At 54.1% G+C, this 13326-nt stretch carries 15 protein-coding genes; 7 read left to right on the top strand and 8 right to left on the bottom strand.

From position 1 onward, the window contains the following. The first annotated feature begins 72 nt into the window (after positions 1–72). The 5 genes from coaBC (at position 73) to slmA (ending at position 4981) form a co-directional block, all read left to right on the top strand. Positions 73–1413, top strand: coding sequence for a bifunctional phosphopantothenoylcysteine decarboxylase/phosphopantothenate--cysteine ligase CoaBC (coaBC, locus tag K1Y77_RS02290; protein WP_264018900.1), 1341 nt, complete (start codon positions 73–75; stop codon positions 1411–1413). Then, positions 1410–1871, top strand: a complete 462-nt coding sequence (gene dut / locus K1Y77_RS02285; protein ID WP_030074362.1) for a dUTP diphosphatase — start codon at positions 1410–1412, stop codon at positions 1869–1871. The genes coaBC and dut overlap by 4 nt, the downstream gene beginning before the upstream one ends. A 35-nt stretch (positions 1872–1906) precedes the next feature. After that, positions 1907–3295 carry a phosphomannomutase/phosphoglucomutase gene (locus K1Y77_RS02280; RefSeq protein WP_264430136.1) on the top strand — a complete coding sequence of 463 codons (1389 nt, stop codon included), beginning with the start codon at positions 1907–1909 and terminating at the stop codon, positions 3293–3295. Between the two features lie 156 nt (positions 3296–3451). Next, positions 3452–4351: an acetylglutamate kinase gene (argB, locus tag K1Y77_RS02275; RefSeq protein WP_030074366.1), complete on the top strand. Its 900-nt coding sequence runs from the start codon at positions 3452–3454 to the stop codon at positions 4349–4351. A 21-nt stretch (positions 4352–4372) separates the two neighbouring features. Further along, positions 4373–4981, top strand: coding sequence for a nucleoid occlusion factor SlmA (slmA, locus tag K1Y77_RS02270; RefSeq protein WP_264430133.1), 609 nt, complete (start codon positions 4373–4375; stop codon positions 4979–4981). Positions 4982–5087: 106 nt separating this feature from the next. Here the strand turns inward: slmA and rpoH are convergent, their stop codons facing one another. The 4 genes from rpoH to ftsY form a co-directional block, all read right to left on the bottom strand. After that, a complete protein-coding gene (gene rpoH / locus K1Y77_RS02265; RefSeq protein WP_030074371.1) occupies positions 5088–5954 on the bottom strand; it encodes an RNA polymerase sigma factor RpoH in 867 nt (288 codons plus the stop codon). A 153-nt stretch (positions 5955–6107) separates the two neighbouring features. Continuing rightward, positions 6108–7148, bottom strand: a complete 1041-nt coding sequence (gene ftsX, locus K1Y77_RS02260; protein WP_264018903.1) for a permease-like cell division protein FtsX — start codon at positions 7146–7148, stop codon at positions 6108–6110. Beyond that, on the bottom strand, positions 7145–7813 hold the full coding sequence (gene ftsE, locus K1Y77_RS02255) for a cell division ATP-binding protein FtsE (protein WP_009724117.1): 669 nt from the start codon (positions 7811–7813) through the stop codon (positions 7145–7147). The genes ftsX and ftsE overlap by 4 nt, the downstream gene beginning before the upstream one ends. Beyond that, a complete protein-coding gene (gene ftsY, locus K1Y77_RS02250) occupies positions 7810–9144 on the bottom strand; it encodes a signal recognition particle-docking protein FtsY (protein WP_264430130.1) in 1335 nt (444 codons plus the stop codon). Before ftsY ends, ftsE begins: the two co-directional genes overlap by 4 nt. Positions 9145–9234: 90 nt before the next feature. Here ftsY and rsmD point away from each other — a divergent pair, with 90 nt between their 5' ends. After that, positions 9235–9876: a 16S rRNA (guanine(966)-N(2))-methyltransferase RsmD gene (gene rsmD, locus K1Y77_RS02245; protein ID WP_264430127.1), complete on the top strand. Its 642-nt coding sequence runs from the start codon at positions 9235–9237 to the stop codon at positions 9874–9876. 107 nt (positions 9877–9983) lie between these two features. After that, positions 9984–10178, top strand: a complete 195-nt coding sequence (gene zapB / locus K1Y77_RS02240; protein WP_264018906.1) for a cell division protein ZapB — start codon at positions 9984–9986, stop codon at positions 10176–10178. Here zapB and rimI read toward each other — a convergent pair. From rimI to K1Y77_RS02220, 4 genes are read right to left on the bottom strand one after another with little or no spacing between them, the layout of a single operon-like run. After that, the gene (gene rimI / locus K1Y77_RS02235) at positions 10175–10618 is read right to left on the bottom strand and encodes a ribosomal protein S18-alanine N-acetyltransferase (protein WP_030074381.1); all 444 of its coding nucleotides are present in this window, start codon (positions 10616–10618) and stop codon (positions 10175–10177) included. The genes zapB and rimI overlap by 4 nt on opposite strands. Beyond that, entirely contained in the window at positions 10618–11532 is a 915-nt protein-coding gene (locus K1Y77_RS02230) for a hypothetical protein (protein WP_264430123.1), read from the bottom strand. Before K1Y77_RS02230 ends, rimI begins: the two co-directional genes overlap by 1 nt. A gap of 35 nt (positions 11533–11567) precedes the next feature. Further along, complete coding sequence (locus tag K1Y77_RS02225) at positions 11568–11876, bottom strand: BolA family protein (RefSeq protein WP_030074384.1); 309 nt, start codon at positions 11874–11876, stop codon at positions 11568–11570. Positions 11877–11919: 43 nt separating this feature from the next. Beyond that, positions 11920–13323 (bottom strand): MFS transporter, encoded by a 1404-nt coding sequence (locus tag K1Y77_RS02220; RefSeq protein WP_264430122.1) that lies wholly within the window; start codon positions 13321–13323, stop codon positions 11920–11922. Positions 13324–13326 lie beyond the last annotated feature (3 nt).

Raw genomic sequence — 13326 nt, 5'->3', positions numbered from 1 at the left:
TGAGCATGCCAAAATAACCGGCCAAATGGTATGGTACACACCTTTAACAAACGCTACATGGGACTGCCCATCATGGCCTTATTATCGCCAAGTCCATCAACATCGCTGATTGGCAAACGCCTGCTGCTCGGTGTTAGCGCCGGTATTGCGGCCTACAAAAGCGCGCTGATTGTTCGGTTACTAAAGCAGGCGGGCTGTGAGGTTCGCGTGGTGATGACCGAGGGTGCCCAAGCGTTTATCACGCCGTTAACGCTTCAAGCACTGTCAGGGGAGCCCGTACGCACCTCGCTACTTGATCCTGAGGCGGAAGCAGGCATGGGCCATATCGAGCTAGCCCGCTGGGCAGATGCGATTCTGATCGCCCCAGCCACAGCCGACTTAATCGCACGCTTGGTGCATGGCATGGCAGACGATCTGCTGACCACTCTGTGTCTGGCCTCGGAAGCCCCCAAGCTGATCGCCCCAGCCATGAATCAGGCCATGTGGCGTCACCCTGCAACCCAGCGCAACGTGAATCAGTTAGCCACCGACGGCTGGCAACTCATTGGTCCCGCTGCAGGCGACCAAGCCTGTGGCGACGTAGGCCCCGGACGAATGAGCGAACCAGACGCTATTGTTGATTTCTTAGCTCAGCACTTTGCTTCTGCTGCAAAATCACCAGCGCCAACTTCTGCGCCACACGTCGTCATCACCGCAGGTCCTACCCGCGAAGCGCTAGATCCTGTGCGCTATCTCTCCAATCACAGCTCGGGGAAGATGGGGTATGCGCTAGCCGCGCAAGCAGCAAACCAGGGGGCACGGGTGACGCTGATAAGCGGTCCGGTTACTCTACCCACCCCCAATGGCGTTGAGCGGATTGATGTGGAAACCGCCGTGCAAATGCACCATGAAGCGTTAACACTAGCGCCTCATGCAGCCCTATTTATTGGCTGTGCTGCGGTCGCCGACTACCGCGCCGCCAGCGCGGCCGAGCACAAAATCAAAAAAACTGACGACAGCGATACGCTAACGCTGACGCTGGTCAAAAACCCGGACATTATTGCCGATGTGGCCGCGCTGCCTACTGACCAACGCCCCTTGGTAGTGGGGTTTGCTGCTGAAACCCAGGAGGTCGCGCACTACGCAGAAGATAAGCTAACCCGCAAAGGGCTGGATATGATCGTAGCCAACGATGTTTCCCGGCAGGGTCTTGGCTTTGGTAGCGATAACAATGCGGCGTTACTGCTGTGGCGCACAGCGACGGGCACCAACCAACTGGACGCCCCACCGCAGCCTAAAACGCAGCTAGCCGCGCTAATTATTCGTCACGCCCTATCACTGCTGCCTTCTCAACGACTATCCCAGCTTCAATCTCAACGACTATCTCAACCACCTTCTCAACCACCTTCTCAATCCTCCGGAGAATTATCATGAGCGGTTCTCGCCCACGCTTGCAGTGCAAAGTTTTGGATGAACGCCTGCACGACTACCTCCCCTCTTACGCAACAACAGGCTCAGCGGGGATGGATTTGCGAGCACTGCTAGATGAACCACTGGTACTTGCTCCCGGCGACTGTCAGCTCGTGCGGACAGGCCTTGCCATTTACATAGAAGATCCTGGCTTAGCAGGCATGATCTTGCCTCGCTCCGGGCTAGGCCATAAGCACGGCATCGTACTGGGTAATCTTGTTGGACTGATCGACTCTGATTACCAGGGCGAACTAATGGTATCGGTTTGGAACCGTGGGCAAAGCAGCTTTACGCTATCGCCCTTTGAGCGCCTTGCTCAATATGTGCTTGTCCCGGTCGTGCAGGCGGAGCTTGCCATTGTCGATGCCTTTGACGACTCCACCCGCGGCAGCGGAGGTTTTGGTAGCACAGGTCGCCAGTAAACCAAGGCTGTTTTACCGTCAATCTAGGAGCAACAATGAACGTACCTGCGTCGATATTTCGTGCTTACGACATTCGCGGTATTGTGGACGATACGCTGAGTGAGACCACCACTGAACTCATTGGCCGGGCTATTGGCTCTGAAGCCGCCGCTCGTGGTGAGCAAACGGTCATTGTTGCGCGTGATGGACGACTCTCCGGGCCACATTTGCAAGCAGCGCTGATTCGCGGCTTAACAGCCTCTGGGCGGGATGTTATTGATATCGGCATGGTGCCAACACCTGTGCTTTATTTCGCCACCCACACACTGCCTGAAAGCTCCTCCGGGGTAATGCTAACCGGCAGTCACAACCCACCTGACTACAACGGCTTTAAAATCGTCTTAGCGGGTGAAACGCTCTCCGGCGATGCTATCACCGCCCTCTATGAGCGAATTCAAGCAAGCGACCTAACCAGCGGCCAAGGCAGTGTTCGCCAGCACGACCTACGCGCAGCGTATCTTGAAAGAATTATTAGCGATATTCACATTGAGCGCCCACTGAGTGCCGTGGTGGATTGTGGCAATGGGGTTGCCGGAGAGCTTGGCCCACAGCTTATCGAGCGCCTGGGGGTAAAAACTACCCCATTATTTGCCGAGATTGATGGCCACTTCCCGAACCACCACCCCGACCCAGGCAAACCTGAAAACCTACGCGACTTGATCCACAGCGTTAATGAAACAGGTGCCGATATTGGCTTGGCTTTTGACGGAGACGGCGACCGCTTAGGGGTTGTCACGCCAAGTGGCCGCATGATCTACCCTGATCACCTACTGATGGTGTTCGCAGCAGATATGTTGTCACGCAACCCAGGCGCTAAGGTGATCTTCGACATTAAGTGCACCGGGAACTTAGCGCGTGCCATTAGCCAGGCTGGCGGCGAACCAGAGATGTGGCGAACTGGCCATTCACTCATCAAAGCGCGTATGCGCGAAACCGGTGCTGCGCTGGGCGGTGAAATGAGTGGGCATATTTTTTTCAAAGAGCGCTGGTACGGGTTTGACGACGGCCTCTACGCGGCGGCTCGCCTGCTTGAAATTCTCGCCCGCCACCCCGGCAGTGCTGATGAATTATTTGAGCAGTTTCCACAAGATATCAGTACACCTGAAATTAATATCGCGGTCGCTGATGAAGAAAAATTTGCGCTTATCAAGAAGCTTGCTAGAGAGGGCGACTTCGGCGAAGGTATCAAAACCACGATTGATGGCATTCGCGTGGACTATGCCGATGGCTGGGGACTGTGCCGAGCCTCCAACACCACACCTGCACTAGTACTGCGCTTTGAGGGTAGCGATGCCGCGGCACTTAGCCGAATAAAAGCGCGGTTTGCCAATGCGCTGGCGGAGATTTCACCAGCACTGACGATCCCTGAAACCCCAGCAGGGTAAGTACACATAACAGGGTGGATAAACAGCAAGATGAACACGACATAAGTAAAACGAGATAAAACGCAAAACAACACGCCGCATGGAAAAGCCAATGCTCGCGCTGTAATAACGGTCGCGATAAACGTAGCGACGGAAAAAAGCAAAAGGGACAACGTCATGAGTTCAACTAGCCGCGACCCCCAGGTCGTTGTGGAGGTTTTGTCAGAAGCCCTCCCCTACATCCAACAGTTTTCGGGCAAAACGGTCGTCGTTAAATATGGCGGCAACGCCATGACCGAAGACACGTTGATCGATTCATTCGCGCGTAACATCGTGCTTATGAAAGAAGTCGGCATTAACCCAGTCGTGGTACATGGCGGTGGGCCACAAATTGGCAGCCTGCTGGAAAAATTGAATATCGAATCGCGCTTTGTGAACGGCATGCGTGTGACCGACTCCCAAACCATGGACGTTGTGGAGATGGTGCTGGGAGGCTTGGTCAATAAAAGCATTGTTAACCTGATCAACCAAAGCGGCGGCAAAGCAATTGGCTTAACCGGCAAAGATGGCGCACAAATTCGCGCCCGCCAGTTGAAAGTAGAGCATCAAAGCCCAGAGATGACCGCGCCGGAAATCATCGACATCGGGCACGTGGGTGAAGTGGAGTCTATCTCCACCGACCTTATCGAGATGCTCGCTGCCCGAGACTTTATTCCGGTAATCGCGCCTATCGGCGTTGACGGTGAAGGTAATAGCTACAACATTAACGCCGATTTAGTAGCAGGCAAGCTAGCCGAAGCGCTGAACGCTGAAAAGCTAATGCTGCTAACCAACGTCGCAGGCTTAATGAATAGCGAGGGGGAAGTCTTGACTGGTCTTTCAACCACTCAAGTCGATAGCCTAATCGCTGACGGCACTATTTACGGCGGCATGCTGCCGAAAATTCGCTGCGCGCTGGACGCGGTGAAAGGCGGCGTTAACAGCGCCCATATCATTGATGGTCGCGTTCCCCATGCCGTACTCCTGGAAATCTTTACCAATGCTGGGGTAGGCACCCTGATTACTGACGCAGGTTAACCGCGACGGAGGGATAACGTCATGAGTGACGAACAAAAACCTCGCCGCCGCGAGCAAATCCTGCAAGCCTTAGCCGTTATGTTGGAAGAGGATAGCGGTAAACGCATCACAACCGCTGCACTTGCCCGCCAGGTAGGCGTCTCCGAAGCAGCGCTGTATCGCCACTTCCCCAGTAAAGCGCGTATGTTTGAGGGTCTAATCGACTTTATTGAGGAGAGCATTTTTGCGCGCATTACCCGCATCCTGGAAGATATCCCCGATGCTACATCGCGCTGCAGCACGATTTTGACCTTACTACTGGGCTTTGCCGAGAAAAACCCTGGGCTTGCCAGGGTATTGGGTGGCGATGTTCTTACCGGCGAAACGGCGCGGCTACGCCAGCGGGTACACCAGCTTTTCGAGCGCCTGGAAACTCAACTAAAACAGGTGCTACGGGAGGCTGAACTGCGTGAAGGCTTGCGCACAAGCATTCCTGCATCCGCCGCAGCTAACCTGCTGATCGCTCAGGCAGAAGGACGTGTTTCTCAATATGTGCGTAGTGACTTCAAACGCTTACCAACAGAGTATTGGGAAGATCAGTGGGCACTTCTATCTAGCCAACTGTTACGAGAAACCGTGCAACCGGCTTAGCAAGCGTTGACATATCAAGCCCGCCAGCCAACCAATAAAAACGCCCCGAAAGCGCTCTGCCTTCGGGGCGTTTATCTAGCCTACTTACCCAATATATATACTTAAATTAAGCGGCGATAGCGTCGCCCATTTTCTGACGCAACTTTTTCATAGCGTTCTTTTCGAGCTGACGAATGCGTTCAGCGCTAACGCCATACACATCAGCTAAGTCGTGCAGTGTCGCTTTATTATCGGTCAGCCAGCGACGCTGCAAAATATCCCGCGAACGCTCATCAAGCCCCTTCAAAGCTAGCTGCAAGCGACGCGTTGAATCCTCTTCAAAGTTGCTGTCTTCTAACAGCGTTGCCGGATCGGCTGAAGCATCATCTAAAAAGTACGCCGGTGCTTGATAGGTGCTCTCTTCGTCGTCGCTAGGAGAGGCATCAAAGCCCGCATCGTAAGCCGACAAACGTCCTTCCATATCGCGCACTATTTCTGGCTTCACATCGAGATCTTTTGCAATCGCATTGACCTCATCATTATTCAGCCAGGCTAAGCGTTTTTTGGCGCTACGCAGATTAAAAAACAACTTGCGCTGCGCTTTGGTAGTGGCAATTTTGACGATTCGCCAGTTGCGAAGCACAAACTCGTGAATTTCCGCTTTGATCCAATGCACGGCAAAAGACACCAAGCGAACCCCTTGATTGGGGTCGAAGCGCTTAACGGCTTTCATCAGACCAACGTTACCTTCTTGAATCAAGTCAGCCTGTGGCAAACCGTAACCTGAATAACTACGAGCAATATGCACAACAAAACGCAGGTGCGAAAGCACCAGACGACGCGCAGCTTCCAGATCACCTTCATCGTGGAGGCGGAATGCAAGCTCACGCTCTTCATCAATGCTTAGTACGGGAATTCCGTTAACCGCCTTGATGTAGCCACCCAGATCGTGACCTGGAGAGAGCTGACCCACCGGTAGAAGACTAGTGCTCATGTGCAGGTGGTCTCCCTTAAAACCTATCGTGGTTGGTGTACTGTTAACTCTAAGACCTTAGCCTAAGCATAAGGTTCATACGACCGATGCATTCACTGCATAAGACACAAAACGGGGTAGAAATTCCCGTTAATGACCGCATAACAAACACAATTAACGCGGGCGTATGCTAGAGAGATGGCGTGTAACTGCCAGCCACGCTCCCAGCCAGCCCAGTAGTGTACTGCAAGATAGCAGAATTGTAGAGCCTGTCACGTCTAACTGCGGCAATACGAAGCTCGCGCCGTAGCTTGCAGCCAAGGCCGCCACAGGCAACGACAGCCAGTGGTTACCAAGCCCCAACAAACCCAACGCCAAAAGACCGCCACCCACACCGTACCAGGCCCCGCTGTAAAGAAAGGGTCTGCGCACAAACGCATGAGTTGCGCCTATCAGCATCACCACTTCAATTTCCCGCCGCCGACTCTCAACTGCTAGGCGAATCGTGTTGCCCACTACTAGCAGCACTCCACAGCCAAACAGCACACCAAGCGCGAGCGCTACCCGTCGCCCAAGGTCTGCTAAATGACGTAAACGCTCTACCCATGCGAGGTCTACACGCACCTCGTCTACCCCAGAGAACGCTTCCAACCGCTGTGCCAATTGCGCCATAGCCGCAGGCTCAACGCTCTGCGGGTAGATGACAATACTGGCAGGCAAGGGATTATCGTCAAGGCCCGCTAAGGTATCTTCAATCCCTAGCGACTGCTGAAACTCAGCCATCCCTTGTGCTGCACTAATAAGGCGCGTCGTTGCGACGCCCTCATCTGCCCTAACGGCTTCGTCAATACGCGCAGATTGCGCAGCGTCTACGGTCGTTTCCAGATAAACCGTGAGGGTTGCACTCTCATCCAGCTCTGCGTCTAGCAGTTTGGCGCTATCTAAGGTTAACCAAAGTGCCGCGGGTAAGACTAACGCAATAGCAATGGCCAGCATGGTGAGCAGATTGCCCACAGGGTAACGTATCAGGCGATAAAGGCTATCCATCGCCATGGCACGATGATGGCGCCCCCAGGCGCGTAAGCGGCTGCTAAAGCGTGTTTGATGTGAACGCGCCCCACGCCGCTCGGCGGATGGCTCACTGGAGGTTCTGGCCGCTTGTCGCTTACCCTTGGGCGCTACACCTGTAGAACGGGGTGTCGCAGCACGTTTCATACGGCGCCCTCATCTGCCACCAAACGCCCATCGCGCAGGCGTAAAATACGGTGGCGCAGCCGTGCGATTAACGCTAGGTCGTGACTGGCAATCATCACAGTAGTTCCAATACGATTGAAGTCTTCAAACAGCGCCATAATGTCGGCAGAAAGCTGTGGGTCAAGGTTACCGGTAGGTTCATCAGCAAGAAGCAGAGCTGGCTTATTAACCACTGCGCGCGCAATTCCCACTCGCTGCTGCTCACCGCCGGAAAGCTCTACCGGTAACGCTTTTTCACGGTGTAAAAGCCCGACTTTATCCAAGGCTGCACGAACGCGCCGCGCTGCTTCACGTGGCTCTACTCCTTGGATTTCCAGCGGCAGAGATACATTGCGAAACACGCTGCGATCAAACAGCAGTTGATGATCTTGAAACACTACACCAATCTGCCGACGATAAAACGGCACTTGGCTGGCATGAAGCTCGGCAATATCATGCCCAGCCACCACTACACGACCACGGCTAGGCTTTTCGAGACGCATAATTAGTCGCAACAGCGAGCTTTTACCAGCACCAGAATGCCCCGTCAGGAACACCATTTCGCCTCTTGCAACGCGAAAGTTTAGGTGTGCCAGCGCCTCAAAGCGCCCTCCATAGCGCTTACCCACATGTTCAAAAGCGATCATGCGCGGCCATCATCCCCTTGCCGGTCAAACAGCGCGTTAACAAAGTCATCTGCCTCAAAGGGGCGAAGATCATCAAGCCCTTCGCCCACGCCAATAAAGCGAATCGGTGTTTTTAGCTGCTTCGCCAATGCAAAAATAATCCCACCTTTAGCGGTACCGTCCAGCTTGGTCAGAGTAATACCACTGATCGGCACGGCGTCGTTAAATGTACTGGCCTGAGAAATGGCATTTTGCCCAGTGCCCGCATCCAGCACTAACATCACCTCATGGGGAGCGGTGCTATCCAGTTTCTGCATGACCCGATGCACTTTTTTTAGTTCTTCCATCAGATGGCTCTTGTTGTGCAGCCGCCCTGCTGTATCGGCAATCAGCACATCCACGCCACGTGCTTTGGCAGCTGCAACCGCATCGTAGATCACTGACGCGCTATCAGCACCAGTATGCTGCGCAATTACCGGCGCGTTGTTACGCTCACCCCACACCTTAAGCTGTTCAACCGCCGCTGCCCGGAAAGTGTCACCGGCAGCGAGCATGACGCTTTTACCTTCACGTTGAAAACGTTGGGTCAGCTTGCCGATTGTCGTCGTTTTACCTACGCCGTTAACACCTACCACGAGGATGACAAAAGGCCCATCGCTCTGTTTTTCAAAATTTAGCGGTGTCGCTACCGGCGCTAGCATTGTTGCCAGCTCCTCCTGCAAACCACGATATAGCGCTTCAGGATTATTCAGTTCTTTACGCGAAACGCGCGCCTCAAGGCGCTCAATAATCTCGCTAGTGGCTTCAATGCCGACATCCGCCATAAGCAGTTGGGTCTCAAGATCTTCCAACAGCTCATCATCAATCTGCTTTTTGCCTAAAAACAGATCTGCAATGCCATCCGTTAGATTGGCGCGGGTTTTGCCTAGCCCTGATTTAATACGAGCGAACCAGCCTTTCTTTTCCCCTTTTTCTGCCACTGGCTTCTCTTCAAGAGCCGGTTTAGGTGCAGGCATTGCGGCGGGTTCTGGTTCTGGTTCTGGTTCTGGTTCTGGTTCTGGTTCTGGTTCTGGCTCTGGCTCTGAAACAGCCTCTACTGCAGGCTCAGGCTCTTGCACCTGCTCTCTAGCAGATGCTTTTTCAGCCTCTTCTTCGACAGTCGTCGCGAGCTCAGCGGCTGATGTTGCTGAAGCAACGGCTTCCTCCGTTGGCGTGCCCTGCTCTGTTTTATGCTCTAGCTTAGACTCTTTAGTAGGCTCTGCGTCACCATGCGCCTCTTGTGAAAGCGCTTGCTGATCTTGCTGCTCCTGCGGGGAGTCGTGCTTTTTCTTACGTTTGAAAAAACCGAACATAGGTGTCATCCGACTTAATAGGTGAACATTGCGATTATCCTACCATCGCAGACCAAGACTTTGGATAAGTAGCCCGCTACAATCCATGTTATGAAACGACAACGCTCTTCTCGCTCCTCTACTTCTTCTCGTTCCGCTACTTCTCGCTCTTCAGCAGCGCGGCGTGGGCCTGTCAAGCCGCCAGGTAAGCTACGCATTATCGGCGGTGATTTTCGTCGTCGCCAACTGCCAGTGCTTGACCACCCGGGGCTACGCCCAACCCCTGATCGCGTGCGTGAAACGCTGTTTAACTGGCTTGGCCAACACTTGTTTAACAAACGTGTGTTAGATCTCTTTGCAGGCACGGGAGCACTCGGCTTTGAAGCCCTCTCCCGAGGCGCTAATCACGTTACGTTTATCGAGCGTGATGCTCGGGTAGCCGCGCTAATTGGTGAAAATATTATCACTCTTGGAGCTAGCAATGGCCGGGTGGTCAATTCCGATGCTCTGATATTTCTTGATCAACCTAGTCAACCTAGTGACGTGATTTTTCTTGATCCGCCCTTCTATCAAGGCTTGGCAGCGTCCTGCTGCGCTATGTTAGAAGCAAATAACTGGCTGACCGACGAAGCCATGATCTACCTAGAAACTGAAAATTCGCTCTCTCCGGAGGTGCCTGCTAATTGGCAGCTGTACCGAGAAACTCAAGCTGGGGAAAGCGCTGCCCGGCTCTACGTTCGTAAACCCGTGTAAACTGCGCTTGCCGCCATCTTGCAGCGGCGTTACGCTCGCCCAACTGAATTACGATTTCATCCCCGTTATGACAGGCAATGTGCCTGTCGACATTGCTGGAGGTAGGCATGAGCCTTGAGTTATTTAACCAGTTGGAACAGAAAGTCACCGACACCGTAGAGGCGTTGGAATTGATGAAGCTTGAAAATGAAGAGCTGCGTAGCGAAAACGCCCAGCTTAAACAGGAGCGTGAGGAGTGGGAGCGTCGGCTACAGGGCGTGCTCAGCAAGTTTGAAAACATGGACAGCGATAGCATTTCTTAAAGCAACAGCGACATCAATAACGCATCTTCTCGCCCGGCCTCGCCCTGTGCAGCCGGGTAGTAGTTTCGGCGACGTCCATCTTCATGAAACCCATAATGTCGATAGAGCTTTATTGCGCGCTGATTACTTACCCGCACTTCCAGCAATAAGCGCTCGCTTTGCCACTGCCTTGCGCAGGCAACCACTTCACTAAGCAGTTTATAGCCGACTCTCTGGCCTTGCTCCTGGGGAAGCACCCCAATCGCTTGAAGCTCTGCTTCAAACGGCAAACGAGCCACCATGGCATAGCCAATCAATGGTTCTTGCTGCCAGTAACCAATTACCTGTGAATTCGCGTCTGCTAACGCATTGCGAAGATGTGGCAAGCCTATACCACTGTTAGCTTGTGCTTCTAATGCCTGTAGCTCAGCGCTGTCAGCAATACTTAATTGGCGTATCACTAGCAGTTGGCCTCACTACGCCACTGTTTGCCAAGCGAGGCAAGCTCAGGCCAAAGCTCACGTTTGGTACTCCCATGCTGGGCAATTGTATTCAGAGCAGGACCTTGCCACACGGGCAGCGACAACGTTTGGCTATGCTGCTGGCTAACCGCCATAACCCGCACCAGGGGTGAATCGTCGGGTAATTCGTCAGCGCCCCACCATAGCAGGCGCTCCAACTGCCACCCTTGCCTGCCTGCAGCACCTGCAATAAAGGCAGCCATCCCGTCCTGTGCTTCTTCCAATGGCTCTTCTGGTGTAAAGGCATTCGCCATCGGTGGCCATTTAAAGTATGTCACCACAGGCATCTCGCCGCTCAACACTCCCGCCGCTCGTAGCATATTGGCCAGTAGCTGCTGCTCAACAGGCGTTATTTCACCCTCATGGAGACTTAACCAGCGCCCGCCCACACAAACACAAGAAAGACCGAATGTTAACGGTTTAGCTTTGCTAACAGCCTGTTCTTGCTGCGTAGAACTCCCCTGCACAGAATTTATCTGTAAAGAACTTTCCTGTGTAGAACCTTCCTGCACAGAACCTTCCTGCCCAGAACTTTCCTGCACAGACCTTTCAGCCGTAAAATTTTCCTGTGTCGAAGTAACCGTGGCTACGGCTGGCTTGCTGTCAGGTACAGGCGGTTGACCAAGCAGCGCGCGCACTGCCGCAGGGGCCGAAGAGGAGCCAGTACTAGCCGCTCTGGAAGCGCTATTGATAACCGGTGACTGGCTACGCGGGCGCGGTGCAGGTGCATCGTCCAATAGCGCGTGAAGCCGCTCTCGTGGTGGAGTGGCAACCGGCGCATCCTCCCACTCGCACGCCTCTGTGGGGCACGCATGGGGTAGCTGATATTTGGATGCCCAGACAGTGATGCCCATCGCCTCCAAATATTGTCTGCGAACAGCCTCTGGTGTCACTGCCCACCGCCACGGCAGTTAGGCGAGTTAGGGCGTTCGCCACCACGTGCCTGCCACTCTTTTGGGGTGTACAGATGTAGCGCCAACGCATGTACTGGGCCAGACAGCTCATCGGCGAGCAGTGCATAAATTTGCTGATGCCGCTTTACCGGCATCATGCCATCAAAGTTGTCGCTGACTAGCGTCACTTTAAAGTGCGTCTCAGAATTAGCCGGCACGTTATGCATGTGGCTTTCGTTTTCTACGTGCAGCACGTCGGGCGTTAACGCCGCTAACTTCTGCTCAATCTGTGTCTGCATCGCCATGAGTACTCTCTCCTTCAGTCAGCCATTGCCTTATTGTACGCCGTTACTTGCTAACAGACGATGCCCGCCGCTCATTGAGAGCACGCTGAGCTAACGCCACTCGAGAAAGGCTGGCTACCAGCGCTAGCAGCGTGGTGCCCGCCCCTAACCATAGGGTAACTTGCATTGGAGAACCCAACGCCAGTGCTGCCCCCACCAATGCCACGCCAAACGATTGGCCAACGGTACGAGTGGTGCTCATCACGCCAGAGACATTAGCGCTACGCTCAGGCGGCAAGCTACCCATCATTTCGCGGTTATTCGGTGGCTGAAATAGACCAAACCCAATACCACATAAAGCGGTGCGCCACAGACTGCCTGCTACTCCAGTGGATTCATCCACCAGCGCGAGCGCCACTAATCCCATCATCAGCAGCATTAAGCCTGCGCTTGAAAGCACACTGGGATTGACCCGGTCAGCTAAGCGGCCTGCCAGGGGGCCGACCACCATAATCGCTAGTGGCCAAGGGGTGAACAACCACGCCGTTTCCAGCGGCGAGAACCCCATCTGCTCCTGGTAAAAAAATGACAGCGCAACAAACGTTAACCCTTGGCCGATAAACGCTAAGCCCGAGGCTGAAACGGCTAATGTAAAGCGCCTTTCAGCAAAGATGCTCAGCGGCAGCAGCGGATAAGATGCGTAGCGCTGGCGTTGAATAAACAGCGCACAAGCCAGCACAGCTACCACTGCCCAGCCACTGCTTTGCCATAGCGGTGCAGCGTGGCCCACCGCATCCATGGCGAGAAAGAAGCTCGCTAGCATCAGCATAGAGAGCAACGCACCCAGCACATCAAAGCTGCCCTGGCGCGGTTTATCGCGGGGCAATGCGCGACAGGCAAGCCATAAGGAACACACGCCAAGGGGAACATTAAGTGCGAACAACCAAGGCCAGTCGGCAAACGAGAGGATAACGCCGCTTAATGTTGGCCCTGCCGCGTAGCCACCGGCCACCACTAACGCGCTGAGCCCCAGCGCGCTGCCCAACAAGCGTGACGGAAAAATTGCCCGATACAGCGACGGGCCAATGGACAGCGTGGCCGCCGCCCCTAACCCCTGTAAAGCTCGAAATACCAGTAGCGTTTCTAAATTACGCGACAGCGCCGCCCCTAACGCCGCGAAAACAAAAGTAGCCAAACCGAACAAATAGAGCCGCCTGCGGGTAATCAGCTCACTTATGCCTGCAAACACTAATAAGAACGCCGCGCAGACCACTTGGAATAAATTAGTGATCCATACCGCTCTGGAGGCAGGCACATTAAGATCAGCGGCTATCGTCGGGAGAGCTAGGTTGATCATGGTGGTATCAACCACCGCCATCAACGTGCCTGTGACTAGCGCCAGCACGGCTAGCGCACGCGCAGGCCCTGGCAAACCATCGTCACCGGCACGAGTTTCAAACAATCTCATGGT

The sequence above is a fragment of the Halomonas qaidamensis genome, assembly GCF_025917315.1.
Classification (GTDB): Bacteria; Pseudomonadota; Gammaproteobacteria; order Pseudomonadales; family Halomonadaceae; genus Vreelandella; species Vreelandella qaidamensis.
The sequence above is the reverse complement of the archived record's forward strand: the minus strand, read 5'-3'. Positions and strand labels throughout refer to the sequence as shown.